This is a genomic window from Luteimonas terricola (genome assembly GCF_004352845.1).
In the GTDB taxonomy this organism is placed as follows: Bacteria; Pseudomonadota; Gammaproteobacteria; order Xanthomonadales; family Xanthomonadaceae; genus Luteimonas; species Luteimonas terricola.
Window position 1 is genome coordinate 163,934 of the sequence record NZ_SJRX01000002.1, and the last position, 26,202, is coordinate 190,135.

Below are 26,202 nucleotides of genomic sequence, written 5' to 3' on the forward strand. Positions count from 1 at the left end.
CCTGCGGCCACGACCGCGCCAGCTTACCGTAATCGCCCCCCCGGCCTGAACCCCTTTTTCCCCGGACCCGAGATGCCCAGAGCGACCCTCTTCTACGCACAGTCCGGCGGCGTCACCGCCGTCATCAACGCCACCGCCTCGGCGGTCATCACCGAGGCCCGCGCCCGCAAGGTGCGCGTACTGGCCGGCCGCAACGGCATCCTTGGCGCCCTGCGCGAGGAGCTGATCGACACCTCGAAGGAGCCGGTGGCCGCGATCCGTGCCCTGGCCCACACCCCCGGCGGCGCCTTCGGCTCCTGCCGCTACAAGCTCAAGTCGCTCGCGGACGACCGCCCGAAGTACGAGCGCCTGCTCGACGTCCTGCGCGCCCACGACGTGCGCTGGTTCCTCTACAACGGTGGCAACGACTCCGCCGACACCGCCAACAAGGTCTCGCAGCTGGCCGCGGAGTTCGACTATCCGCTGACCTGCATCGGCGTGCCCAAGACCGTCGACAACGACCTGGCGGTCACCGACTGCTGCCCGGGCTTCGGCTCGGCGGCCAAGTACACCGCGGTCTCCGTGCGCGAGGCCGCCCTGGACGTCGCCGCCATGGCCGACACCTCGACCAAGGTCTTCGTCTACGAAGCCATGGGCCGCCATGCCGGCTGGCTCGCCGCCGCCGCGGGCCTGGCCGGTGACGGCCCGGACGCCGCACCGCACCTGATCCTGTTCCCCGAGCGCGCCTACGACGAGGACGACTTCCTGGCCCGCGTGCAGAAAGTGGTCGACCGCGTCGGCTACTGCGTGGTGGTGGCCAGCGAGGGCATCCGCACCGCCGACGGCCGCTTCGTCGCGGACGCCGGCGGCGGCAAGGATTCCTTCGGGCATACCCAGCTCGGCGGCGTGGCCTCGTACCTGGCCGGCCGGGTGAAGGACCGCCTCGACCTCAAGGTGCACTGGACGCTGCCCGACTACCTGCAGCGCTCGGCGCGCCACATCGCTTCGAAGACCGATCTCGACCAGGCCCTGGCCGTGGGCAAGGCCGCGGTGCGCTACGCGCTCGAGGGCCGCAACGCGACCATGCCGGCAATCATCCGCACCTCCGACGCGCCCTATCGCTGGAAGATCGAACCCGCGCCGCTGGACCGGATCGCCAACCGCGAAAAGACCATGCCGAAGGGCTTCATCCGCCGCGACGGCTACGGCATCACCGCCGCCGCGCGCGCCTACCTGGAGCCGCTGATCCGCGGCGAGGCATATCCGCCTTACGGGCGCGACGGCCTGCCGAAGTACGTCGAACTGAAGAATGCCGCGGTGGCGAAGAAGCTCCCGGCCTGGGAAGGCTGACCGCCTGGATCAGCGGCTGCAGGCTTTGCCTTCGACGCCCATCTCCGCGGCGTACATCGGGATCGCGGCGATCGTGCCCGCGGCGGCGGCCCGCTTCGCCTCTTCGATGTAGATCCGCGACTGTCCCTGGCCGTCGAGCTCGACGGTCTGGTCGACCGGCTTGCGCCAGACCCGCACCACGGCCTGCTGCGAGGGGCACTCGACGCTCGGCACGCGCAGCAGGTCGTTGAACACCCAGCCGGCGGCCTCAGACGGCTGCGCTTTGGCGGCATCGACGAAGCGCGCGCGCGGCTGGCAGTTGGGGCGGGTGCGCACCACCGCGTAGCGATAGGGCTCGGCGGAGTCGCCGGTGAACGCGCCCTCGATGCGCGCGCAGGCCTCCGGGATCTGGCGCAGCGTGTGCACCACGCCGACCGCCTGCGGCGTGGCCGCCGGGCGCGTGATCTCGGGCGCGGGGTCGGCCGCGAGGGCCTGGCCGGCCGCGCAGGCGAGGGCAATGGCGGCGACACCGGCAAGCAGGGGGGGCTGGGCGAAGCGCATGGCATCAGTCCGGTGGAACGGGGACGGCAGGCTGGCACGCGGCGGCTGAATCGATCCTCCACGCCCCGTCGAGCGGCCGTCACGAGGGGGTCGCGGCCGCGCTGCGGCGCGGCAATACGCGGTGATGGCCCTGTGCCATAGTCGGGCGGTTCCGGGTTCTTCACATTTTCTCCGACCACACCCTGGGGAGGGTTTCATGCTCGAGCAACAAGCACTGTGGCTGGCACTTGCCTGTGCCGGTCTGGCGATCGCCTACGGCATCTTCTCCGCGCGCTGGATCCTGGCGCGGCCCACGGGCAGCGAACGCATGCAGCAGATCGCGGCGGCCATCCAGGAAGGCGCGGGCGCCTACCTGCGCCGCCAGTACACCACCATCGCCATCGTCGGCGTGGTGCTGTTCCTGGTCATCGGCTTCGTGCCGGCGCTGGGCTGGCCGACCGCGATCGGCTTCGCCATCGGCGCCCTGCTCTCGGGCCTGGCCGGCTTCATCGGCATGTTCGTCTCGGTGCGCGCCAACGTGCGCACCACGCAGGCGGCCACCGTCGGCCTGAACGAGGCACTGGCGGTCAGCTTCCGCGGCGGCGCGGTCACCGGCCTGCTGGTGGTCGGCCTGGGCCTGCTGGGCGTGGCCGGCTACTTCATGTACGTGATCGGCGACGGTCGCGACGCGCTGGCGGTGGAGGCCGCGCTGCAGCCGATGATCGGCCTGGCCTTCGGCTCCTCGCTGATCTCGATCTTCGCGCGCCTTGGCGGCGGCATCTTCACCAAGGGCGCCGATGTGGGCGCGGACCTCGTGGGCAAGGTCGAGGCCGGCATCCCCGAGGACGACCCGCGCAACCCGGCGGTGATCGCCGACAACGTCGGCGACAACGTCGGTGACTGCGCCGGCATGGCGGCCGACCTGTTCGAGACCTACGCGGTCACCATCATCGCCTCGATGCTGGTCGCGGGCATCTTCTTCGCCACCTACGGCTGGACCGGCGTGGTCTACCCGCTGGTGCTGGGCGCGGCGTCGATCGTCGCTTCGATCATCGGCACCTTCTTCGTCAAGGTGCGGCCGGGCGGCAAGATCATGAACGCGCTGTACCGCGGCCTGGGCGTGTCCGGCGTGCTCGCCGCGATCGCGTTCTGGTTCATCACCCACAGCATGTTCGATGCCGCGTACGCCATGCCGCTGTTCTGGTGCGCGATCGTCGGCCTGGTGTTGACGGCGGCGCTGGTGGTGATCACCGAGTACTACACCGCCACCGAGTACGCGCCGGTGCAGCAGGTCGCCAAGGCCTCGGAAACCGGCCACGGCACCAACGTCATCGCCGGCCTCGCGGTGTCGATGAAGTCGACCGCGGCGCCGGTGATCGCAGTGGCCGCGGCGATCTGGTGCTGCTACGACATCGCCGGCCTGTACGGCCTGGCGATCGCCGCGACTTCGATGCTGTCGATGGCCGGGATGATCGTGGCGCTCGACGCCTACGGCCCGATCACCGACAACGCCGGCGGCATCGCCGAGATGAGCGGCCTGCCGCCGGAGATCCGCGAGACCACCGACGCGCTCGACGCCGTGGGCAACACCACCAAGGCGGTGACCAAGGGCTATGCGATCGGTTCGGCCGGCCTGGCCGCGCTGGTGCTGTTCGCCGACTACGCGCACAAGCTGGAGGCGTCCGGCACCGCGGTGAACTTCTCCATCGACAACCCGAACGTGGTGATCGGCCTGCTGATCGGCGGCATGATCCCCTACCTGTTCGGCGCGCTGGCCATGCAGGCCGTCGGCCGCGCGGCCGGCGCGGTGGTGGAGGAAGTACGCCGCCAGTTCCGCGAGATCCCCGGCATCATGGAGGGCACCGGCAAGCCGCAGTACGACCGCGCGGTGGACCTGCTGACCAGGTCGGCGATCAAGGAAATGGTCATCCCCTCGCTGCTGCCGCTGGCGATCCCGATCATCGTCGGCCTGACGCTGGGCGCGGACGCGCTGGGCGGCCTGCTGATGGGCACGATCGTGACCGGCCTGTTCCTGGCGATCTCGATGTGCACCGGCGGCGGCGCCTGGGACAACGCCAAGAAGTACATCGAGGAAGGCCACCACGGCGGCAAGGGCTCGGAGGCGCACAAGGCCGCGGTCACCGGCGATACCGTCGGCGATCCCTACAAGGACACGGCCGGCCCTGCGATCAACCCGCTGATCAAGGTCACCAACATCGTGGCGCTGCTGCTGGTGCCGCTGCTGTAAGAGCGGCACCCGCCGGGAAGGTTCCGGCATGGCAACGGAAAAGCGGCCCCGGGGCCGCTTTTCTTTGGTTCTTCTCCCGACTGGGGGACTGGCGCGCCATTGATACCCTCGGGCGCCGGATGCCAAGGCCCTTGAGTGCTCATGTCCCCCGGCGCTGGCCTGCGGCCATCGCCTCCTCCTTGACTTCGCTCTCAAGGGCCTTGGCACCCGGTGCGCACCAGTACGCCGGGCCCGGGAGCAAAGCCCGCGAACCTGCGCATTGCAACCGAAGCCGAGCCCCGTCGTGACCGGGAGGCCCTCCAGCTCACGGCGACGCATGGCGAAGGAAGCAGCGGAAATCGCTGCGCCACACGACCCGCCCTCACCCGCCCTCGAACACCCCCGCCGCAACGTCGAACCACGGCGTGCACAGCAGTTGCTGGCGCTCGACGACGCCGAAGGACGCCGACCAGACGGCGACGTCGCCCGCCGAGGTCGCCGGCCTCAACACCGCCTCGTCGAAGGGCATCACGCCGAGGCACCAGCGCACCCGGGCTGCATCGGAGAACAGCGACAGGTCGAGCTCGAAGCCCGCGTCGAGGCGCTCGCCCGGGCCGAGCTTCGTGGCCAGCGGCATCGGCGGCACCGTCGGCGCGGGATCCGGAAGCGCATGCGCGGCATGCGACAGCGTCAGGCCGTCCGCGCCGTTCTCCACCCGCGGCGCCGGCACGTCGCCGGCGACCAGCCGCTTGGTCAGCACCGCATGGCTGTCGCCGCGATCGAAGACGACCAGGGGCACGTCACCGCTGTTGCTGATGCGGTAGCGCACGGCCAGGCGCTGGCCATCGGGATCGAAGGCGGCCTCGAGCACGGCGCCCTCCCCGCTGACGCTGATGCGGGCCACCTGCTCTTCTTCATTCACGGCTTCGGACTCCGTTTGCGCCTGGGCGGCGACAGGATGGGGGATTGCGGCGGCAGCGGACAGGACGGCTGCCAGGACGCCGCCCGCGCGTTGGATCGTGTTCAAGGCCATGCCTCACCTGTGTCCTCGTTGATTCCGCTCAGGATGACCGAAAGCGCGCAGCCTGCGGTGAACGCAGGCTGCGCGTTGGACGGATGTCCCTCCAGGCTGCTCAGAACTCGAGGGCGTAGCTCGGGCGATCCGGCATGCCCAACTCCTCGCGGATGCCGTTCTCGGTCAGGTGGTCCGGGTTGGCAGTGGTCGGCGGGGTGGCGGGGTCGCCGTCGAAGTCGTAGGCGGGTGCGCTGGTCTCGAGGCCCACGGCCTGGCGCTCGGCGTTGGCAATGCCGTTGTCCGGACCCGGGCCGGTGTACTCGCCAGGCTGGAAGGTACCGTTCACGCCGTTATAGGCATGCGACATCTCGTGGTACAGCACCACGACGGGCGCCGGGAACTGGTCCATGTGGAAAGAGGGGTTGTAGACGATGTCGACGTTGCCGCCGGCGCCGGCGCGCCCGTTCACGATGTCGGCGTCGCGGCTGAAGGTCTGGGCATAACCGTTCTGCTCGTTGGCCAGCTCCTTGATCGTGACCGTGTTGCCCTTCACGTCGGCCGCCTTGTCGAACTCGGCGAGCATCTGCTGCCCCACGGGGGACGCGCGCAGGAAGTCCAGCTCGGCCTGGATGCGCTGCACGAAGCCTTCCGAACCCTCGACCTTGATGGTGTGGCCGGCGCTTGCGTCGATGGCGACGTTGACCACCGTCGGCTTGGCGCCGGTGGCGGCGTTGATCAGGTCGCCGACTTCGGCATAGACGGTGGCGTTGACGCCAGCCCCCTCGACTGTGTCATCTCCCGCACCGGTGTAGACCGTGCTCTTGCCTTCGCCCACGTTGATGCGGTCGTTGCCGAGGCCACCGGACAGGATGTCGCTCTTGCCACCGCCGTGGATCACGTCGTCGCCCGCGCCACCCTCGATGAAGTTGGTGCCGGGTCCGGCCGTGATCTCGTCGTTGCCATCGCCGCCGTGGATGATGTTGACGCCCTCGCCACCGACGATCACGTCGTCGCCGCTGCCACCGAAGATGTCGTCGCGGCCCGCGCCGGAGAAGATGGTGTCGTTGCCCGCACCTCCGTCGATGCGGTCGTCGCCGGCACCGGTGGTGATGGTGTCGTCGCCGTCGCCGCCCTCGACCACGATGTTGACCGTCACGTTGGGTGCGACCTCGATGACGTCATCGCCGGCACCCGCGCGGATGGTCAGCTCCTGGCCCTGGTCGATGCGGACCTCGTAGCTTTCGCCGTTGATGGTGACGTCGAGCGTGCCGTTGTCGCGCTGGGTGACGCCGAAGTGGTCGTCGGCCGCGCCGGTGGTGAACACCAGCTGGTCGCTGCTGATCCGGTTCCAGGCGTCGATGGTGCGTTCGCGGGCAACCTCGACGCCCTTGCCCGAGAACAGCGGGTCGACGACGACGGGCTTCCCGTCCACGGTGCTGCGCTGGCTGCGCTCGGCCGGGTTGTCCGAGCCGCCGTCGATCTTCTGGCCTTCGCCCTGCGCGGACTCCGGCTGGGCGTCCACGGCGTCCGCGCCGTCGACATCGATCAGGCGCGGCGCCGGGGCCTCGCTGCCCAGGGCCTCGGGGCCGTGGTCGTGCTGGTGGGGGGCGTCGGGATTGTTCCAATAGCCCGCACGCTCGAACTGGGCGATGGCGCTGGCGCCGGGATCGAAACTGGCGGACTGGATGCTCATGCCGGGGACTCTCGTTGTGGATACGGTGGCGTACTGTTTAATCCCCCTGCCATCGAGCACCAAGCTGGGGCGTACCCGACCTCGGGTCGGCCCCGGCCCCGGAACGTGTCCCGACAGCATGGCCGGCGCCCTGCCCCGCGCCCTTTGGTGCGTCGCAACAGCGACGCGTAGAATGGGCGGCCTTCCCCCCCCCCCTTTCGCGGCCCGCAGGCTTTCCCGCGGCCGCACAACTGGAGCCACCATGGGCCTGGACCACGTCAACACCGGCAAGAACCCGCCCGACGAGATCAACGTCATCATCGAGATCCCGAAGGATGCCGAGCCCGTCAAGTACGAGGTCGACAAGGAGTCCGGTGCGATCTTCGTCGACCGCGTGCTGTCGACGCCCATGCGCTATCCCTGCAACTACGGCTACGTGCCGAACACCGTCTGCGGCGACGGCGACCCGGCCGACGTGATGGTGATCCTGCCGCTGCCGCTGGTGCCGGGCTCGGTGATCCGCTGCCGCCCGGTGGGCGTGCTGAAGATGACCGACGAGGCCGGCAGCGACGAGAAGCTGCTGGCGGTGCCGGAGCCGAAGGTCTTCGCCGGCTACGCGCACATCACCGACATCAAGCAGGTCTCCGGCCACTGGCTGGAGCGCATCGGCCACTTCTTCCAGCACTACAAGGACCTGGAGAAGGGCAAGTGGGTGAAGCTCGAAGGCTGGGGCGACGCGATCGAGGCCAAGGCGCTGCTGGCCGAGGCGATGGAGCGCTACCACCAGCAGTAAGGCCGGGCTGCGCGGGCCTCGGCGGCGCGCGTGCGTCCGCGCAGGCGTCCGCACGCGCCTCCGGGCGAACCCGACCTCGGGCAGGCACCAGCTGTCGGTGCCGCAGTGCCCTGCCTAGGCTCTCGGGCTTCCCCCGATCCCAGAGGCAGCGCGCGCAATGGATGTCGTCCGAGCTCTTTCCCCCACGACGGAATGGTCGCTGTCGGCCGTCCAGCAGTCGGCAGCCCGCATGGCGATGGCCGCGGCCGCCGACCCGGATGCCGACCTGACCGCCCACCTGCAGGACCTTGCCGACAGCGGCGGCATCGAGGACTTCCTCGGCCAGGTGCTGGACGCGATCGCGCTTGCCGGCGGCGACAAGACCTTCGGCGAACACCTCGATCCGCTGCTCGGCCGCATCCGCGATGCGCTGGGCGAAGTCGACATCCGTGACCTGCCGCGCGTGGAGCGCGATGCGGTCGAAACCACCCTCGGCGAACTCGACGCCCACCTGGGCGAAGTCGAAGGCCCCGACGTGCCTGGCGGTCCCGATGATCCCGGCGGTCCCGGTGCGCCGGTCGAAGTGCCCGGCGGCGGGCTGGAAGCCCATGAAGAGGCCGGCGGCCACCTGATCGAGCGCCACGTCGGCAAGAGCGAGGAATGGCTGGTCGACCGCGTGCGGCGCGACAACATCAGCGCCGCCTCCAGCTTCCGCGACATCGACGAGGCCGAACACTTCGTCGCCGCCACCCTGTCCGAGCACCAGGACCGCATCGATGCCTGGGTCGACGGCCAGGGCGGCAACCGCCTGGTGGTCGACGCCAGCTTCGACGCCAGCACCGGCATCTCGGTGAAGCGCGGCGACAGCAGCGCCGAGGACGTGTTCTCCGTGCGCCTGGTCCTGGAGCGTTCGGACCGCCTCGATACCGGCTACCGCATCGTCACCGGCTATCCTTCGGCTCCCTGATCCCGCCTGCGAGACCCCTGCATGAGCAACACTCCCGCGCTTGAGAACTTCCTGTCCGCCTGGTTCCACCAGGACTGGGCGATGGAGCACGACACCGCGGCCGGCGTCGTCGACGCCTACCTGGGCAGCGAAACCGATGCCGAGATCGTCGCCGTGCGCGACGACCTCGCCCGCATCGCGGCCGAAGGCCTGGACGAGGCCGCGCTGGGCGCACGGATGCAGGCCCTGGGCAGCGAGTACGATCCGACGCGCGACGGCGGCAGCTGGCAGGGCTGGCTGAGCGCCCTGCAGTCGGCTTTCAAGCGCTAGCGATCCTGTGCGGGGTGCGCGTCAGCGCGCCCCGGCGCGATGCGGGTACTGCATGAAGATGTCGCGGATGGTGGCGTCGATAGCCTCGTCGCGCTTCAGCGGATCCTGGTTGCGCGCGACCCGGCCTACCGCGATGCCTTCCCACACCAGGGCCTTGCGCTCCGCATCCACCAGGTCGATGTTCATCGTGCCCTCGGTATAGCGGCGCACCGTGGTGCGGTCGCGCCAGTACGGCATCGCCACATAACCCCGATAGCGGTAGCTGTAGTAGTACGCATAATCGACGTCGGGAATGCTCCTGACGTCCGTGCGCTGCTCCATGTAGGCGTTGATGTTGAGCCACAGGTCGGGATCGCTTTCGCTGTAGCGATAGCCGCGGGCCTCCATCTCGGCGCGGGCCGCGGCCTTCATGCGGCCGCTGACCAGGCTGGCATAGCCCTCGCGCTCGATCGCCAGCGGCGAGTAGAAGGCGAACGTGCGGTAGGCCGAGAAGTCGGCGCGCGGATCGGCGTCGGTGCTGATGCGCGGACCGGTGGCGCAGGCGGCAAGCAGCCCCGCCAGGAGCGCGGCAAGCAGCCAACGGAGCGACGATGGGCGGATGCGTGCCATGGTGCGACCTCCCTCATATTCGATGCTTGAAAGCTAGCACGCCCGCAGCAGCCGGTGCGTGATGCGGGCGCCCGGAGGCGCCCGCTTTCCGCGCGGCGTTTCCCGCCGTTCAGCCGCGACGATAGACCTCGGCGCCCTGCTCCCTGAACTCCGCGGCCTTCTCGGCCATGCCCGCCGCCACCGCCGCGGCGGCGGTGCTCCCCTGCCCGGCCGCGTAATCGCGCACGTCCTGGGTGATCTTCATGCTGCAGAAGTGCGGGCCGCACATCGAACAGAAGTGGGCCAGCTTGTGGGCGTCCTTCGGCAGGGTCTCGTCGTGGAACTCCTTCGCCTTCTCCGGATCCAGCCCGAGGTGGAACTGGTCCTCCCAGCGGAACTCGAAGCGCGCTTTGGACAGCGCGTTGTCGCGCACCTGCGATCCGGGGTGGCCCTTCGCCAGGTCGGCCGCGTGGGCGGCGATGCGGTAGGCCATGATCCCGTCGCGCACGTCCTGGCGGTTGGGCAGGCCCAGGTGCTCCTTGGGCGTCACGTAGCAGAGCATCGCGGTGCCGAACCAGCCAATCATCGCCGCGCCGATGGCGCTGGTGATGTGGTCGTAGCCGGGCGCGATGTCCGTGGTCAGCGGGCCCAGGGTGTAGAACGGCGCCTCGCCGCACTCGGCCAGCTGCTTGTCCATGTTCTCCTTGATCAACTGCATCGGCACGTGGCCGGGGCCTTCGATCATGGTCTGCACGTCGTGCTTCCAGGCGATCTTGGTCAGCTCGCCCAGCGTTTCGAGCTCGCCGAACTGCGCGGCGTCGTTGGCGTCGGCGATGCAGCCCGGGCGCAGGCCGTCGCCGAGCGAGAAGGCCACGTCATAGGCCTTCATGATCTCGCAGATGTCCTCGAAGTGTTCGTAGAGGAAGCTCTCGCGGTGGTGCGCCAGGCACCACTTGGCCATGATCGAACCGCCGCGGCTGACGATGCCGGTCACCCGCTTGGCGGTCAGTGGCACATAGCGCAGCAGTACGCCGGCGTGGATGGTGAAGTAGTCCACGCCCTGTTCCGCCTGCTCGATGAGCGTGTCGCGGAAGATCTCCCAGGTCAGCTCCTCGGCGCGGCCGTCCACCTTCTCCAGCGCCTGGTAGATCGGCACCGTGCCGATCGGCACCGGCGAGTTGCGGATGATCCACTCGCGGGTCTCGTGGATGTGCTTGCCGGTGCTGAGATCCATCACGTTGTCGGCCCCCCAGCGGATCGCCCAGACCAGCTTCTCGACCTCCTCGGCGATGCCCGACGACACCGCGCTGTTGCCGATGTTGGCGTTGATCTTGGTGAGGAAGTTGCGGCCGATGATCATCGGCTCGCTCTCGGGATGGTTGATGTTGCAGGGCAGGATGGCGCGGCCGCGGGCGATCTCGTCGCGCACGAACTCCGGTGTGATGCGCGACGGGATGGACGCGCCGAAGGACTGGCCCGGATGCCGGGCAAGCAGCGGATGCGCGGCGGCGCTCCCATCCACCCCGCCTGCAGCCGCGCCCTCCCCGCCCCCCTGCCGCAGCAGCTCGAACAGGTGGTCGAGGCGCTGGTTCTCGCGGATGGCGACGTATTCCATTTCCGGGGTGACGATCCCACGTCGGGCGTAGTGCATCTGGGTGACGTTGGCACCGCCGTTCGCGCGGCGTGGCAGCGGGCGGGTCGGGAACCGGACGGCATCGAGCTTCGGATCGCCCTCGCGCGAGCGTCCGAACTCGGAGCCCAGTGCCGGCAGCGCATGGGTATCGCCACGCTCCTCGATCCAGCGCGCGCGCAGCGCCGGCAGGCCCGCCGCCAGGTCGATCCGGGCATCGGGATCGGTGTAGGGGCCGGAGGTGTCGTAGACCGTGATCGGCGGATTGTCCTCGCCGCCGAACAGCGTCGGCGTCTTCGTCTGCACGATCTCGCGCATGGCAACGCGCAGGTCGGGGCGCGAGCCGTCGACGAAGACCTTGCGCGAACCGGGGATCGGCCGGGTGACGGAATCGGAAAGCTGCTGGGCCTGCTGCAGCAGGGGCGAGGGCACTGCGTTCATCGGCGTCGTCCTGTCGGGTGGCTGCGGGACGGTCCCGCGTGCCGGACGAAGCGAAGGCGCGGCAGCCCGCCACCGGATGGTCCGATGGCCGCTTGCCGCGAAGCTTCCCTACGGCGGTATCAACCGCGTCAGGTTCGAAGGGTCTGTCTCAACCGCGCCAGTGGCGCGGTACCCCCGCTTCGGGCGGTATTGGAACACGCGGCGCCGGCGCCGGCCAGTGGGCCGCCCCGTGCCGACGCACGTTGCGAAGGCCAGGCGCCCAGTCAGGCATCGCCTCAGCGCAAGGCCGCGTTGATCTTCTCCAGCACCCCCGCGCCGGGCACGAGGTCCGCGGACCCGAGCGCGTTCAGCGGTGTCCCGACGGTGCCGATATGGCCGTGGAGATCGTCGGCGTCGGGGTCGACGAACAGCAGGCCGGTGACCACCTCGCCGCGCGCATTGCCCTGGTGGATCAGGTTCAGGGCGGCGATCCGGTCGCGCGGGTCGTAGCCGGCATCGAGCTTGTGCAGGCGCAGCGTGCGGCCATCGTGCTGGGCGACGTCGATGGTGGTGCCGGCGTCGTGCACCAGCTCGATCGCCGTCCGCGACGGCATCACGTCCAGGCGGTTGACGGCCTCGTTATGCTCGCGCACGTAGTCGTAGCTCTTGGTGCTGCCGGCGTGGTTGTTGAACGCCACGCAGGGGCTGATCACGTCGAGGAAGGCGGCGCCACGGTGCGACAGCGCGCCCTTGATCAGCGGCACCAGCTGCTGCTTGTCGCCGGAGAAGCCGCGGCCGACATAGCTGGCACCCAGCTGCAGGGCCATCGTCACCAGATCGAGCGGGCTGTCGGCATTGGCCACGCCGCGTTTGGACACCGAGCCCTGGTCGGCGGTGGCCGAGAACTGCCCCTTGGTCAGCCCGTACACGCCGTTGTTCTCGACGATGTAGGTCATGTCGACGCCGCGCCGGATCGCGTGCACGAACTGGCCGATGCCGATGGACGCCGAATCACCGTCGCCGGACACGCCGAGGTAGGTGAGCGAGCGGTTGGCGAGGTTGGCGCCGGTCAGCACCGAAGGCATGCGCCCGTGCACGGTGTTGAAGCCGTGCGACTGGCCGAGGAAGTAGTCCGGGGTCTTGGAGCTGCAGCCGATGCCCGACAGCTTGGCGATGCGGTGCGGCTGGATGTCGAGTTCCCAGCAGGCCTGGATGATCGCCGCCGAGATCGAGTCGTGGCCGCAGCCCGCGCACAGGGTGCTGATCTTGCCCTCGTAGTCGCGGCGGGTGAAGCCGATGGCGTTGCAGGACAGCGTCGGGTGGTGGAGCCCGGGCTTGGCGAGGTAGGTCATGCCACGTCCTCCTGCCGCGCCCGCGGGCGCGCATGGGCCTGGATGGCGCCCGAAATGAAGCGTGCAGTGATGGGGGTGCCGTCATAGTGCAGCACCGCGACCAGGCGCGCGGGATCGGTGCCGAAGGCGTCGATGAGCAGCAGGCGCAGCTGCGCGTCGCGGTTCTGCTCGACCACGAACACCTGGGCGTGGGCGTCGATGAAGTCGCGCACGCTGTCCGGGAACGGATACGCGCGCACCCGCAGCGTGTCCAGCGCCACGCCTGCGCCCCGCAGCTGTTCCATGGCCTCTTCCATCGCCGGGCTGGTGGAGCCGTAGAAGATCGCGCCGTAGCGCGCGGGCACGTCGGACTGCGCCTGCACCGGCTGCGGCACCAGCGCCTTCGCGGTGTCGAACTTCTGCAGCAGGCGCTGCATGTTGTAGACGTAGTCCGCTCCGCGCTCGGAGTACTGCGCCTGCGGGTTGCGCGAGGTGCCGCGGGTGAAGTACGCGCCCTTGTCGGGATGCGTGCCCGGCCAGGTCCGCCACGGGATGCCGTCGCCGTCGACGTCCTTGTAGCGCGCGAACTCGCGGCCCGAGTCCAGCTGCTCCGCCGTCATCACCTTGCCGCGGTCGTGGCCGCGCGCGTCGTCCCATTCGAAAGGCGCACACAGGCGCTGGTTCATGCCGATGTCGAGGTCGCTCATCACGAAGACCGGCGTCTGCAGGCGGTCCGCAAGATCGAGCGCCGCGGCGGCGAAGTCGAAGCACTCGCGCGGATCCTCGGGAAACAGCAGCACGTGCTTCGTGTCGCCGTGCGAAGCGTGCGCGCAGGCCAGCACGTCGGACTGCTGGGTGCGCGTGGGCATGCCGGTGGACGGCCCGCCGCGCTGCACGTTGAGGATGGTCACCGGGATTTCGGCGAAATAGGCCAGGCCGATGAACTCGTTCATCAGCGACACGCCCGGGCCGGAGGTGGTGGTGAAGGCCCGCGCTCCGTTCCAGCCCGCGCCGACCACCATGCCGATGGATGCGATCTCGTCCTCGGCCTGGATGATCGCGTAGCGCGCCCGGCCGTCGGCGTCGACGCGGTACTTCTGGCAGTACTTCTGGAAGCCCTCGGCCAGCGACGAGGACGGCGTGATCGGATACCAGGCGCAGACCGTGGCGCCGCCGTAGACGCAGCCCAGCGCCGCGGCATCGTTGCCGTCGACGAAGATCCGCTCGCCCACCGCGTCGGCTGCCTGCACGCGCAGGCCGATGGGGTGCGGCAGGTGCTCGCGCGCCCAGTCGCGGCCCAGGTGCAGCGCCTCCACATTGGGCGCCAGCAGCTTGGGCTTGCTGCGGTACTGCTCGCCGATCAGCGCCTCGATGACGGCCGTGTCGATATCCAGCAGCGCCGACAGCGCGCCGACATACATGATGTTCTTGAACAGCTGGCGCTGGCGCGGGTCGCTGTAGTGCGTGTTGCAGATTTCAGTCAGCGGCACGCCGATGGCGGTGATGTCGTCGCGGAAGCGCGATCGCGGCAGCGGCTTGCTGCTGTCGTGGAACAGGTAGCCACCGGGTTCGATCTCGGCGACGTCGGCGTCCCAGGTCTGCGGGTTCATCGCCACCATCAGGTCGACGCCGCCGCGCCGCCCGAGCCAGCCGCGCTCGCAGACCCGCACCTCGTACCAGGTCGGCAGGCCCTGGATGTTGGAGGGAAAGATGTTGCGCGGACTGATCGGCACGCCCATGCGCAGGATCGCCTTGGCGAACAGCTCGTTGGCCGAGGCCGAGCCCGAACCGTTGACGTTGGCGAACTTGACCACGAAATCGTTGACCGCCCGCAGCGGCGAGTGCGCCGGCGTCATGCCGCGGCCTCCGCCGTCGCCCCGGCGCGGTCACCGCCGGCCTGCGTTTCCCGCAGCAGGAACTGCTGCATGTCCCAGGCACCGGTCGGGCAGCGCTCGGCGCACAGGCCGCAGTGCAGGCAGACGTCCTCGTCCTTGATCATCACCCGCTGCGTTTTCAGCGGCCCGGACACGTACAGCGGCTGGTCGGGGTTGAGCGCCGGCGCGGTCAGCCGCGTGCGCAGCTCCTCTTCTTCGCCGTTCATGGCGAAGGTGATGCAGTCGGTCGGGCAGATGTCGACGCAGGCATCGCACTCGATGCACTTGTCGTCGGTGAACACGGTCTGCACATCGCAGTTGAGGCAGCGCTGGGTCTCCTTCCACGCGGTCGCGGCGTCGAAGCCCAGCTCGACCTCGACGTGCATGCTGTCGAGCTTCTTCGCCGCCTCCGACCACGGCACCGCGAAGCGCTCGTCGGGCGAGACCGCATTGTCGTAGCGCCATTCGTGGATGCCCATCTTCTGCGAGGCCAGGGTGACGCCGGGCGCGGGGCGCTCGCGCGGATCGCCGCCCTCGAGCAGCCGGTCGATCGAGATCGCCGCCGCGTGGCCGTGCGCCACCGCCCAGATGATGTTCTTCGGGCCGAAGGCCGCGTCGCCGCCGAACAGCACCTTCGGCAGGCTCGACTGGTGCGTCACTGCATCGACCACCGGCATGCCCCACTCGTCGAAGTCGATGCCGAGGTCGCGCTCGATCCAGGGGAAGGCGTTCTCCTGCCCGACCGCGATCAGCACCTCGTCGCAGGCGATCACCTCGTCCGGCTCGCCGGTGGGCACCAGTTTGCGGCGGCCGCGCTCGTCGTACTCGGCGCGCACGCGCTCGAAGCGCATGCCGGTCAGCCGCCCGCTGGCGTGCTCGAAGGCCTTGGGCACGCGGTAGTCGAGGATCGGGATGCCCTCGTGCATCGCATCCTCCTTCTCCCAGGGGCTGGCCTTCATCTCGTCGAAGCCCGAACGCACCACCACGCGCACGTCCTCGCCGCCAAGACGGCGTGCCGAGCGGCAGCAGTCCATGGCGGTGTTGCCGCCGCCGAGCACCAGCACGCGGCGGCCGACCCGGGTGACGTGGCCGAAATAGACGTTGGCCAGCCAGTCCAGGCCGACGTGGATGCTGGCCGCGCACTCCTTCCGGCCCGGCAGGTCGAGGTCGCGCCCGCGCGGTGCGCCGCTGCCGACGAAGACCGCATCGAAATCCTGCGCGAGCAGGTCGCGCATCGAGTCGATGCGCCGGCCGCCGACGAAGTCGACGCCCATGTCCAGGATATAGCCCGTCTCCTCGTCGATCACCTCTTCGGGCAGGCGGAAGCGCGGCACCTGGGTGCGCATGAAGCCGCCGGCCCTGGGATCGGCCTCGAACACGGTGACGTCGTAGCCCAGCGGCGCGAGGTCGCGGGCCACGGTCAGCGACGACGGCCCCGCGCCGACGCAGGCGATGCGGCGCCCGTTGCGCTGTGCCGCCGGCTGCGGCATGCGGCCTCGGACATCGCCCTTGTGGTCGGCGGCGACGCGTTTCAGCCGGCAGATCGCCACCGGCTGCGGCTTGTCGCGCATCGACGGCGGACCGTTGTTCTCTTCGACCCGGCCGCGGCGGCAGGCCGGTTCGCAGGGGCGGTCGCAGGTGCGGCCGAGGATCCCGGGGAAGACGTTGCTCACCCAGTTGACCATGTACGCGTCGGCGAACCGGCCGGCGGCGATCAGCCGGATGTACTCGGGGACCGGCGTGTGCGCGGGACAGGCCCACTGGCAGTCGACGACCTTGTGGAAGGTGTCGGGATTGCGGATATCGGTCGGCTTCACTGCGCACCCGTGGCTGGCTGGCCGGACGCCCCGGCATCGCTCGCCGCCACAGTCTAGGCGCAAGCGCGCGCGTGTATTGCCGCGCCGCAGCAAGCAGAAGCAGCACGCCCCGCGCCGCAGGATGGGACAATCCGGGCATGACCACGACGCATCGGCAGGCAAGCGCGTTCGCACCCGCAGGCGTGGGCAACATCGGCGTCGGCTTCGACCTGCTGGGACACGTGATCGAGGGCCCGCGCGACGTCGCCACCGTGCGCGTGATCGACCAGCCCTGCGTACGCATGAATGCGGTTCGGGGCGACGTGCGCGGCATCGACGGCATTCCGCTGGATGCCGCAACCAACACCGCGGGTCGCGCGCTGATGGCGCTGCGCGAGGCCCTGGGACTCGCACACGGCTTTGCCGTCGATCTCGACAAGGGCATCCCGCTGGGCTCGGGCCTCGGCGGCTCGGCGGCCTCCTGCGTGGCGGCGCTGATTGCGGCCAACGCGCTGCTCGACGCGCCGCTGTCGCGCGAGGCGCTCTACCCCTTCGCACTGGAAGGCGAATGGGCCTCGACCCACAGCCGCCAGGGCGACAACGTCGGGCCGATGCTGGTCGGCGGCGTGGCGCTGGCCACGCCCACGCGGCTGCTGCGGCTGGACGTGCCCGACTGGCTGCACTGCGTGGTCGTGCAGCCGGACCTGGTGCTGGAAACGCGGCATGCGCGCACGGTTCTGGCCGAGCCGTATCCGCTGGCGCAGGTGGTGGAACATTCGACCCACCTGGCGCTGTTCCTCACCGGGCTGGCGCGCGCCGATGCCGAGATGATCGGCGAGGGCCTGCGCGACGTGCTGGTCGAACCCAGGCGCGCGCCGCTGATCCCGGGCTTTGCCGCGGTCAAGCAGGCGGCCCTCGACCACGGCGCGCTCGGCGCCAGCATCTCCGGCGGTGGGCCGACCTGCTTCGCCTGGTTCACCTCGCGCGCGGCCGCGGACACCGCGGCGCCGGCAATGGTCGCCGGCTTCAGCGCTGCGGGAATCGCCGCGCGGGCGCACGTCTCGCCGGTGGCCGGGCCGCGCGCGGAGCTGGTCCGGGCGAACTGAGTCCAGGCGCTGCGTTCCCCAACGGCCCGGCTTCCTCCTACAAAGGGTTCGGAGTGCGGGGGGCGGGTTCGTCGCGCCGCACCCGGAACCAGGCTGCGTACAGCGCCGGCACGAACAGCAGGGTCAGCACCGTGGCGACCGTGAGCCCGCCCATGATCGCCACCGCCATCGGCCCGAAGAACAGGCTGCGCGACAGCGGCACCATCGCCAGGATCGCCGCCAGCGCGGTGAGCACGATCGGCCGGAAGCGGCGCACGGTGGCGTCGATCACCGCGTCCCAGCGCGCGTGGCCGGCGTCGATGTCCTGCTGGATCTGGTCGACGAGGATGATCGAGTTGCGCATCACCATGCCCGCCAGCGCGATCGTGCCCAGCAGGGCCACGAAGCCGAAGGGCACCCGGAACACCAGCAGGAACAGGACCGCGCCGATCAGGCCCAGCGGCGCGGTGGCGAACACCAGCGCGCTGCGGGAGAAACTGCGCAGCTGCAGCATCAGCAGGGTCGCCACCGCAAACAGGAACAGCGGCATGCCGGCGCGGATGGAGTCCTGGCCGCGGGCCGAATCCTCCATCGTGCCGCCGGTCTCGAGCAGGTAGCCCGGCGGCAGCGCCGCGCGGATCCCTTCGAGCGTCGGCAGGATCTCCGCCACCACGCCGGCCGGCATCGCGTCGCCGCGGACGTCGGCACGCACGGTCACCGTCGGCAGCCGGTCCCGGTGCCAGATGATGCCGTCCTCGAAGGCGTACTCCAGGCGCGCCACCTGCGACAGCGGCACCGGCTTGTCGTCGCTGCCATGCACGACGAGGCTGCCGAGCTCGGCCAGCCCGGTGCGTTCGTCAGCCGGGCCGCGCATCAGCACCTCGATCAGCTCGTTGCCCTCGCGGTACACGCTCACCGCCTGCCCCGACAGCGACGCCGACAGGAACCGCGCCAGCTGCTGCGAGTCCACGCCCAGCACCCGCGCGCGCTCCTGGTCGATCACCAGGCGCACGACCTTGCTCGGCTCGTCCCAGTCGAGGTTGACGTTGGCGACCCGGGGATTGGCGCGCACCCGGTCGGCGACTTCGCGGGCAATGGCGCGCGCCTGGTCGGCGTGCTCGCCCGAAACGCGGAACTGCACCGGGTAACCGACCGGCGGCCCGTTCTCGAGCCGGGTCACGCGCAGCTGCAGCTCCGGGAACAGCGGCGCCACGTCATCGATCAGCCAGTCGCGCAGCGCCTCACGGGCCTCGACGTCGCGCGCCAGCACCACGAACTGCGCGAGGTTGGTCTGCGGCAGCTGCTGGTCCAGCGGCAGGTAGAAGCGCGGCGAGCCGCTGCCGACGTAGGCGACGTGGTTGTCGATCCCGGGCCGATCGGCGAGCAGCGCCTCCAGCCGCAGCGCGGCATCGGAGGTCGCGCGCAGCGAACTGCCTTCGGCCAGCTCCAGGTCGACCATCAGCTCCAGGCGCTGCGAATCCGGGAAGAACTGCTGCGGCACGAAGCGGAAGGCCAGCAGCGACAGCGCCAGCAGGGCCACGGTTGCGATGATCACCAGCCAGCGATGCACCAGGCACCAGTCCAGCACATGCCGCAGGCGACGATAGAAGGGCCGCTGGTAGGGATCATGGTCGTGCGCCCGCGGCTCCGGCGGCGCCAGCGCGAACGCGTACTGCGGCCAGCGGTCCGCCAACCGCAGGCGCCAGGCGCGACGGCGCGCGGCGAGCGACCCCGGGCGCGGCGGCCTCGGGTGGGCCAGGTCGGGCAGCATCCTGTCGCCAAGCCACGGGATGAACAGCACCGCCGCGATCCACGACACGACCAGGGCGATCGTCACCACCTGGAACAGCGAGCGCGTGTACTCGCCCACCGACGAAGCCGCGGTCGCGATCGGCAGGAAGCCGGCCGCGGTCACCAGGGTGCCGGTGAGCATCGGGAAGGCCGTGTGCGACCAGGCGTAGCTGGCCGCGGCCAGGCGGTTGTCGCCCTGCTCCATGCGGATGGCCATCATCTCGATCGCGATGATCGCGTCGTCCACCAGCAGGCCCAGCGCCAGCACCAGCGCGCCCAGCGAGACCTTGTGCAGGCCGATGCCGAAGCCGTGCATCAGCGCGAAGGTCATCGCCAGCACCAGCGGGATCGACACCGCCACCACCAGGCCGGTGCGCAGCCCCAGCGAGAAGAAGCAGACCAGCAGCACGATCACCACGGCCTCGGCCAGCACCTTCACGAACTCGCCCACCGATTCGCGCACCGCCGCGGGCTGGTCGGAGACCTTGCGCAGCTCCAGGCCGATCGGCAGCGCGGCCTGCAGCCGCGTGGCCTCCGCGTCCAGGGTGTCGCCGAGCGCCAGGATGTCGCCGCCATCGCGGAGGGCCACGCCGATGCCGATGGCGTCCTCACCCATGAAGCGCATTCGCGGTGCGGCCGGATCGGCATGGCCGCGGCGCACCTCGGCGATGTCACCCAGGCGCAGGGTGCGGTCGCCGGCGCGCACCGGCAGCGCGCGGATGTCGTCGATCGAGCGGAAGGCGCCGTCCACGCGCAGCTGCACGCGGTCGGTGGCGGTTTCGACGAAACCGGCCGGCGCGACCGCGTTCTGCTGGGCCAGCGCCTGCTGCAGGGCCGCCATCGGCACTCCGAGGTTCGCCAGCCGTGCGTTGCTGGCTTCCACCCAGACCTTCTCGTCCTGCAGGCCGATCAGCTCGACCTTGCCGACATTGGGCAGGCGCTGCAGCTCGAGCTCGATGCGCTCGGCGTAGTCCTCGAGCACGGCGTAGTCGAAACCCTCGCCGGTGAGCGCGTAGATGTTGCCGAAGGTATCGCCGAATTCATCGTTGAAGAACGGGCCGATCACTTCCGATGGCAGCGTCGCGCGGATGTCGCCGACCTTCTTGCGCGCCTGGTACCAGAGTTCGGGGACGTCGCGCGAAGGCAGCGCGTCGGTCGCCATGAAGATCACCTGCGATTCGCCGGGCCGCGAGTACGAACGGATCGTTTCGTAGCGGCCGGTCTCCATCAGCGCGCGCTCGATGCGGTCGGTGACCTGGCGCGCGACCTGGTCGGCGGTGGCGCCGGGCCACATCGTGCGCACGACCATCGCCTTGAAGGTGAAGGGCGGGTCTTCGGACTGGCCAAGCTGCTTGTAGGACCAGGCGCCGACAAGGGCGGATACCAGCATCACGTAGAGCACCAGCGCGCGGTTGCGCAGGGCCCATTCGGAGAGGTTGAAGCCGGAGCGCGTGCTCATCGGGCGTGGGCTGCGCCGGGGGTGACGGGCCGGTTGTGGCGATCGACCGCGGCCACCTCCTGCCCTTCCTGCAGCAGGTGCCCGCCCGCAATCACGACCCAGTCGTCGGGATCGAGCCCCGCCGTCACCGGCACGCGCTCCGCCCCGAAGTCCCCCGTCCCGATCGCGACCGCGCGCACGCGACCGTCATCGAACACCCAGGCCGAGGCCGCGCCATCGTCGCCCCGCTGCACCGCGGACAGCGGCACGGACAGCGCCGAGCCCTCGCGCGCGGCGTGCACCTTCGCGCTTTGCCCAAGCGCGACGCGCGCGGCATCGGCGTCATCGAGCGCCACGCGCGCGGCATAGGTGCGCGTGTCCGGGTCCGCGGAGGGCGAGATCTCGCGAAAGCGTCCGCGCAGGCGCGCGCCCGGAGCGGTCCACAGCTCCACCTCGACCCCCTGCCCCACGGCGTAATCGGCGACCGCCGACTCCGGCAGCGCGATCGCCACCTCGCGGCCGCCGTCGCCGGCCAGGGTGAACACCGCCTGCCCGGCCGCCACCACCTGGCCGGCCTCGGCCTGACGGCTCGCGATGACGCCGTCGGACGGCGCGCGCAGTTCGGCGTAACCGGCCTGGTTGCGCGCCACCTCGACCTGGGCTCGCGCCGCGCGGACCTCGCCGTCGGCCGCGCGCCACGCGGCCTCCTGGGCATCGAGCGTGGAGCGGCTGACCAGTTGCCCATCGGCAAGCGCCGCGTAGCGGGCGCGATCGGCGGCCGCGCGCCTGAGCTGGGCCTCGGCAGCCGACAGCCGCGCCTCGGCGGCGCGGGCCTGCGCCTGGAAGTCGCCCGGATCGATCACCGCCAACAGGGCGCCTTGCGCGACCCGGTCGCCGACATCGACCTCGCGCCGCACCAGCTTGCCACCCACCCGGAACGCCAGCGGGCTTTCCTCGCGGGCGCGGATCTCGCCGGGAAAGCTGCGCGCGACGCCGGCTGCCGGCTGCGGCTGCGCCACCAGCACGGGGCGCGGAGGTATGACATCCGGAGCGCCATCGCCACACCCGGAAATCGCCAGCGCCAGCAGCAGCACCAGCGCCGCGCCTGCGATCCAGAGGGTCCCGCGCGTGCCTGCCATGGCGCTGCTCCTGAGCTGTGGGCCGCGGCCCGGTACCGAGCGGCGAATGCTATATTTACCAAACTCCACGGTCTAGTATTTGCCGATATCCATGTCAACCGACAGCCAGCCGGCATCGCGACCCGCCCCGGGGCGCCCCAAGGATCTCGCGAAGCGCGCATCGATCCTCGAGTCGGCCGAACGCATGTTCCTGGAGCACGGCTTCGAGGGCGTGAGCATGGACCAGATCGCCGCGCGCGCCGGGGTCTCCAAGCTCACCGTCTACAGCCATTTCGGCGACAAGGAAGCGCTGTTCATCGCGGCCGTCGAACACTGCTGCCGGCAGCAGGTGCCGCCGACGCTGTTCACCCCGGCCTCCGGCCAGCCGCTGCGCCCGCGCCTGGTCGGCATCGCGCGGGCGGTGTACGCGCTGATGGTGTCGCCCGAGGCGATAGCGGGCTTCCGCCTGATGTGCGCGCCCACGCGTCTGGGCTCGGAGCTTCCGGAAATGTTCTGGAACGCGGGCGCCGGCCACCTCCAGACCGGATTCGCGGCGCTGCTGGAGCGGCGCACGGCCGCGGGCGAACTGGCGGTCGACGATCCGGCGCGCGCGGCAGGCCAGTTCTTCGCCCTGCTCCGCGGCGACGTGCACCCGCGCTTCTTGATGGGCGTCGACGTCCTCCGCGACTTCGACGTCGACGCCCACATCGAGGCGACGGTGGATCTGTTCCTGCGCGCGTACGCCGTGCGCCCGGGTCACTGAAGCGGCCGCCGACCGGCCCGGTGACTTCCGGCACTCAAGCCGTTCCGCCCCCGCGGCGATGCTGTCACGGCCAAACCCGCCAATTCACCGTAAAATGGCCGGTCACCCCGACCAGCCAGGCCCCCACACCATGACCCTCGATTTCGCCAAAGCCCGTGAAGCCATGGTCGAGCAGCAGATCCGCCCCTGGGACGTGCTCGACGTGCGCGTGCTCAACGTGCTGCTCAGGATGCCGCGCGAGGCCTATGCGCCCGCCGCGCACCGCGCACTGGCCTATGCCGACATCGCGCTGCCCCTGGCCCACGGCGAATCGATGATGAAGCCGGTGGTCGAAGGCCGCGCCCTGCAGGCCCTGGCGCTCGATGGCTCCGAGGACGTGCTTGAGATCGGCACTGGCGGCGGCTTCATGGCCGCCTGCCTGGGCCGTCTCGCGCGCTCGGTGACCACCATTGAACGCCACGCCGACCTCGCGGCGGGCGCGCAGGCCACCCTGCTTGCGCAGGGCGCCACCAGCGTCTCGGTCGAGCACGCGGACGCCTTCGCCTGGGAGCCCGGCCGCCAGTTCGACGCCATCTGCGTCACCGGCGCCGTGGACACGGTGCCTGAGCGCTTCCTCGGCTGGCTGCGTCCCGGCGGCCGCATGTTCATCGTGCACGGCCATGCGCCGGCGATGGAGGCACTGCTGGTGCACGCCGACGTCAACGGCCCGCGCATTGAATCGTTGTTCGAAACCGAACTCGCCTACCTGGCGGGCGCGGCGCCGGTCCCGGCATTCGCGTTCTGATCGCCCGCCCCTACAAGGACTCTCCCAGATGATCCGTCGCCCCCTCGCCCTTGCACTCCTCCTCGCCCTGGTGCCCGCCGCGGCATCGGCCGAAGACCTGCTGCAGACCTACGAGCTGGCGCGCAGCAGCGACCCGGCCCTCGCGATTTCCGAATCCAACCGCGACATCAGCCACGAAGGCCGCGTCCAGGCCCGCGCCGCGCTGCTGCCGCAGATCAACGGCAGCGCATCGCTCAACCGCAGCTACGCGGCCGGCGTCGACGGCGACGCGCGCAGGCGCAGCGTCGGTGTCGATCTCAGCCAGACGGTGTTCGACCTCGGCGCGATCTCCAACCTGCGCGCGCAGAAGGACCTCGACACCGCCGCCGGCTTCGACCTCGATGCCGCCAACCACCAGCTGATCACGCGCACCTCGGCCGCCTACTTCAACGTCCTGGTCGCGATCGAGACCCTGGCCGCGGCCGAGGCCGCCGAGGCCGCGCTGCAGAAGCAGTTCGACTTTGCCGACAAGCGCCTGGAGGTCGGCCTGGCGCCGATCACCGACGTCCACGAGGCCCGCGCCCAGTACGACGCCGCGCGCGCCAATACCATCCTGTCGCGCAACGCGCTCGAGGACGCCTACCAGGCACTGGCCGAGATCACCGGGCGGCCGGTGCGCGAGCTGCGCGCGCTGCCCGAGGACTTCCAGCCCGAGGTGCCGGAAGGCGCCGGCCTGGATGGTTGGCTCGCGACCGCCATGGAGAACAACCCATCGCTGCGCGCGGCGGAGTACAGCGTGAATGCCGCCGAGCACGGCGTCACCACCGCCCGCTCCGGCCACCTGCCGCGGCTGTCCCTGGGCGCCGGCTACGACAACGGCGCGGCCTGGGGCGATATCGGGCAGGGCGGCGTGGGCGGCACATCCACCGGCGAAGGCCACAGCGTGGGCCTGACCCTGACCGTGCCGATCTTCTCCGGCGGCGCCACCCAGTCGCAGGTCCGCCAGGCGCTGTCGCGTCGCGACATCTCCGAACAGCAGTTCGAACAGGCCCGCCGCGCGCTGGACCGCAACACCCGCAACGCCTACCAGACCGTGGTGGCGGGCGTCAGCGAGATCGAGGCCCGCCGCCAGGCGCTCATCTCCGCGCGCAGCGCCTACGAGGCCTCGCAGGTCGGCCTGGAAGTCGGCACCCGCACCGTGGTCGACGTGCTGATCAACCAGCAGAACCTGTTCAACGCCGAGCGCGAGTACGCGCTGGCGCGCTACAACTTCCTGCAGAACCGCCTGCTGCTGGCCCAGGCCGCCGGCACGCTCGGCATCGCCGACGTGCAGGAGATCAACCGCCTGCTCACCGTCGACGCCGCCACGCCGCCGACCGGGCCGGGCACCGGCAGCAACGGCAGCAACGGCTGAACACCGCCATGATCACGCCGGAGGCAGCTCCGGCGTGATCATGGCCAGGGTCCGCGCCAGGGCGCCACGCCCCTCCTGCACCAGGCGCAGGCCCTCGGCCACCATCGCCGCGCGCGCGGCATCGTCGGCCAGGAGTTCACCCACCGCGTCACCCACGGCATCGGTATCGGCGCCGATGCGCAGCGCGCCCGCCTCATCCATCCGCCGCGCGATGTCGACGAAGTTGTGCAGGTGCGGGCCGGTGACCACAGCCACGCCCAGGGCCGCGGGTTCGAGCAGGTTGTGGCCGCCCACCGCCTGCAGGCTGCCCCCGACGAAGGCCACCCGCGCGCAGGGATAGAAGTGCACCAGTTCGCCCAGGGTGTCGATCACGAAGACATCGTCGCCGCCGTCGGGCCAGCGGGTGAGCTTGCGCGTGGCCACCCGCCAGCCGGCCTCGACGCAGGCCTGGGCCACCGGCCGGAAGCGCTCCGGATGGCGCGGCGCCCACAGCAGCACCAGGTCGGGCCAGCGCGCACGCAGCCGGCGGTGGATGGCGATCACCGCGGCCTCTTCCTCGGGATGGGTGCTGGCGGCGATCCAGGCCAGGCGCCCGCCGCTGTGCTCCGTAAAGGCGGCCGAGATGCGGCGCGCCGCATCGTCGACCGTGATGTCGAACTTGAGGTTGCCCAGGACCGACACCGCCTCCGGCTTCGCGCCCAGGCGCACGAAGCGCGCACCGTCGGCCTCGGACTGCGCGGCCACGCGCGCCAGCGTGCGCAGCGCGCGGGCGATCAGCGGGCGCAGCACCCGGTAGCCGCGCAGCGAGCGCTCCGACAGGCGCGCGTTGACCAGGTAGGCGGGGATGCCGTGGTCGCGGCTGCAGAACAGTAGGTTGGGCCAGAGTTCGGTCTCCAGCACCAGCGCCAGCCGCGGACGGAAATGGCCGAGGAAGCGGCGCACCGCGCCCGACAGGTCATAGGGCAGGTAGACGTGGTCGACGCGCTCGCCCCAGAGCGCGCGCACGCGCGCCGAGCCGGTCGGAGTGATGGTGGTCACCAGCAGGCGCAGGTCGGGCCGCTGTTCGAGCAGGGCGTTGACCAGCGGCGCGGCGGCATTGACCTCGCCCACCGAGACCGCGTGCACCCACACGCAGCCGTCGTCCAGCGGCGGGGTGCGGTAGGCGGCGTAGCGTTCCCCCCAGCGCTCGAGATATTCGGCCTGGCGGAAGCCGCGCCAGACCAGGTGGTAGACGGTGACCGGCAGCAGCAGGTACAGCGCCGCCGAGTACAGGCCGCGCAGCAGGCGTTCGACGGCGCGGTCACGGGGGGCTGCCTCCATGCTGCAAGGATAGCGAAGCCACCGCGGCAGCGGGCGAATGCGCCGCCCTCCCCGTAGAATC

The 26,202-nt window shown here is 70.5% G+C and carries 20 protein-coding genes and 1 riboswitch; of the genes, 9 read left to right on the forward strand and 11 right to left on the reverse strand.

Going from position 1 to position 26,202, the window contains the following annotated elements; genetic code table 11:
* Nucleotides 1-72: 72 nt before the first annotated feature.
* Nucleotides 73-1,329 carry a 6-phosphofructokinase gene (locus E2169_RS05465; protein ID WP_132985614.1) on the forward strand — a complete coding sequence of 419 codons (1,257 nt, stop codon included), beginning with the start codon at nt 73-75 and terminating at the stop codon, nt 1,327-1,329.
* 9 nt (nt 1,330-1,338) lie between these two features.
* Here the strand turns inward: E2169_RS05465 and E2169_RS05470 are convergent, their stop codons facing one another.
* Nucleotides 1,339-1,869, reverse strand: a complete 531-nt coding sequence (locus E2169_RS05470; protein ID WP_229659084.1) for a hypothetical protein — start codon at nt 1,867-1,869, stop codon at nt 1,339-1,341.
* A 196-nt stretch (nt 1,870-2,065) separates the two neighbouring features.
* Between E2169_RS05470 and E2169_RS05475 the strand changes: the two genes are divergently transcribed.
* Nucleotides 2,066-4,096 (forward strand): sodium-translocating pyrophosphatase, encoded by a 2,031-nt coding sequence (locus E2169_RS05475; RefSeq protein WP_132985615.1) that lies wholly within the window; start codon nt 2,066-2,068, stop codon nt 4,094-4,096.
* Between the two features lie 361 nt (nt 4,097-4,457).
* Here E2169_RS05475 and E2169_RS05480 read toward each other — a convergent pair whose 3' ends face one another.
* Both E2169_RS05480 and E2169_RS05485 read right to left on the reverse strand, forming a co-directional pair.
* Nucleotides 4,458-4,997 (reverse strand): hypothetical protein, encoded by a 540-nt coding sequence (locus E2169_RS05480; RefSeq protein WP_132985616.1) that lies wholly within the window; start codon nt 4,995-4,997, stop codon nt 4,458-4,460.
* Between the two features lie 211 nt (nt 4,998-5,208).
* Nucleotides 5,209-6,783, reverse strand: a complete 1,575-nt coding sequence (locus E2169_RS05485) for a M91 family zinc metallopeptidase (RefSeq protein ID WP_165942338.1) — start codon at nt 6,781-6,783, stop codon at nt 5,209-5,211.
* A 241-nt stretch (nt 6,784-7,024) separates the two neighbouring features.
* On the opposite strand from E2169_RS05485, the gene ppa reads away from it, so the two are divergent.
* The 3 genes from ppa (at nt 7,025) to E2169_RS05500 (ending at nt 8,810) form a co-directional block, all read left to right on the forward strand.
* A complete protein-coding gene (ppa, locus tag E2169_RS05490; protein WP_132985618.1) occupies nt 7,025-7,555 on the forward strand; it encodes an inorganic diphosphatase in 531 nt (176 codons plus the stop codon).
* A gap of 157 nt (nt 7,556-7,712) precedes the next feature.
* Nucleotides 7,713-8,501, forward strand: a complete 789-nt coding sequence (locus E2169_RS05495; protein WP_132985619.1) for an RNase A-like domain-containing protein — start codon at nt 7,713-7,715, stop codon at nt 8,499-8,501.
* A 21-nt stretch (nt 8,502-8,522) separates the two neighbouring features.
* The gene (locus tag E2169_RS05500; protein WP_132985620.1) at nt 8,523-8,810 is read left to right on the forward strand and encodes a contact-dependent growth inhibition system immunity protein; all 288 of its coding nucleotides are present in this window, start codon (nt 8,523-8,525) and stop codon (nt 8,808-8,810) included.
* A 21-nt stretch (nt 8,811-8,831) separates the two neighbouring features.
* On the opposite strand, the gene E2169_RS05505 is transcribed toward E2169_RS05500, so the two are convergent.
* The 5 genes from E2169_RS05505 to E2169_RS05525 form a co-directional block, all read right to left on the reverse strand.
* Nucleotides 8,832-9,419, reverse strand: a complete 588-nt coding sequence (locus E2169_RS05505; protein WP_132985621.1) for a DUF4136 domain-containing protein — start codon at nt 9,417-9,419, stop codon at nt 8,832-8,834.
* Nucleotides 9,420-9,528: 109 nt separating this feature from the next.
* Nucleotides 9,529-11,469 (reverse strand): phosphomethylpyrimidine synthase ThiC, encoded by a 1,941-nt coding sequence (thiC, locus tag E2169_RS05510; protein WP_132985622.1) that lies wholly within the window; start codon nt 11,467-11,469, stop codon nt 9,529-9,531.
* Between the two features lie 87 nt (nt 11,470-11,556).
* A riboswitch (TPP riboswitch) is annotated at nt 11,557-11,655 on the reverse strand.
* Nucleotides 11,656-11,744: 89 nt separating this feature from the next.
* Nucleotides 11,745-12,800: a 2-oxoacid:ferredoxin oxidoreductase subunit beta gene (locus E2169_RS05515; protein ID WP_132985623.1), complete on the reverse strand. Its 1,056-nt coding sequence runs from the start codon at nt 12,798-12,800 to the stop codon at nt 11,745-11,747.
* Nucleotides 12,797-14,635, reverse strand: a complete 1,839-nt coding sequence (locus E2169_RS05520; RefSeq protein ID WP_132985624.1) for a 2-oxoacid:acceptor oxidoreductase subunit alpha — start codon at nt 14,633-14,635, stop codon at nt 12,797-12,799. The genes E2169_RS05515 and E2169_RS05520 overlap by 4 nt, the downstream gene beginning before the upstream one ends.
* Nucleotides 14,632-16,470 (reverse strand): FAD-dependent oxidoreductase, encoded by a 1,839-nt coding sequence (locus E2169_RS05525; protein ID WP_132985625.1) that lies wholly within the window; start codon nt 16,468-16,470, stop codon nt 14,632-14,634. Before E2169_RS05525 ends, E2169_RS05520 begins: the two co-directional genes overlap by 4 nt.
* Before the next feature lie 137 nt (nt 16,471-16,607).
* Here E2169_RS05525 and E2169_RS05530 point away from each other — a divergent pair, with 137 nt between their 5' ends.
* On the forward strand, nt 16,608-17,555 hold the full coding sequence (locus E2169_RS05530; RefSeq protein WP_132985626.1) for a homoserine kinase: 948 nt from the start codon (nt 16,608-16,610) through the stop codon (nt 17,553-17,555).
* A gap of 37 nt (nt 17,556-17,592) precedes the next feature.
* On the opposite strand, the gene E2169_RS05535 is transcribed toward E2169_RS05530, so the two are convergent.
* Nucleotides 17,593-20,784: an efflux RND transporter permease subunit gene (locus E2169_RS05535; protein ID WP_132985627.1), complete on the reverse strand. Its 3,192-nt coding sequence runs from the start codon at nt 20,782-20,784 to the stop codon at nt 17,593-17,595.
* Nucleotides 20,781-21,902 (reverse strand): efflux RND transporter periplasmic adaptor subunit, encoded by a 1,122-nt coding sequence (locus tag E2169_RS05540; RefSeq protein WP_132985628.1) that lies wholly within the window; start codon nt 21,900-21,902, stop codon nt 20,781-20,783. The genes E2169_RS05535 and E2169_RS05540 overlap by 4 nt, the downstream gene beginning before the upstream one ends.
* A 91-nt stretch (nt 21,903-21,993) precedes the next feature.
* Between E2169_RS05540 and E2169_RS05545 the strand changes: the two genes are divergently transcribed.
* The 3 genes from E2169_RS05545 (at nt 21,994) to E2169_RS05555 (ending at nt 24,821) form a co-directional block, all read left to right on the forward strand.
* A complete protein-coding gene (locus E2169_RS05545; RefSeq protein WP_132985629.1) occupies nt 21,994-22,644 on the forward strand; it encodes a TetR/AcrR family transcriptional regulator in 651 nt (216 codons plus the stop codon).
* Nucleotides 22,645-22,774: 130 nt separating this feature from the next.
* The gene (locus tag E2169_RS05550; protein WP_132985630.1) at nt 22,775-23,428 is read left to right on the forward strand and encodes a protein-L-isoaspartate O-methyltransferase family protein; all 654 of its coding nucleotides are present in this window, start codon (nt 22,775-22,777) and stop codon (nt 23,426-23,428) included.
* Between the two features lie 28 nt (nt 23,429-23,456).
* Nucleotides 23,457-24,821: a TolC family outer membrane protein gene (locus E2169_RS05555; RefSeq protein ID WP_132985631.1), complete on the forward strand. Its 1,365-nt coding sequence runs from the start codon at nt 23,457-23,459 to the stop codon at nt 24,819-24,821.
* Between the two features lie 12 nt (nt 24,822-24,833).
* Here E2169_RS05555 and waaA read toward each other — a convergent pair whose 3' ends face one another.
* Nucleotides 24,834-26,141 (reverse strand): lipid IV(A) 3-deoxy-D-manno-octulosonic acid transferase, encoded by a 1,308-nt coding sequence (gene waaA / locus E2169_RS05560; protein WP_132985632.1) that lies wholly within the window; start codon nt 26,139-26,141, stop codon nt 24,834-24,836.
* Nucleotides 26,142-26,202: the final 61 nt, after the last annotated feature.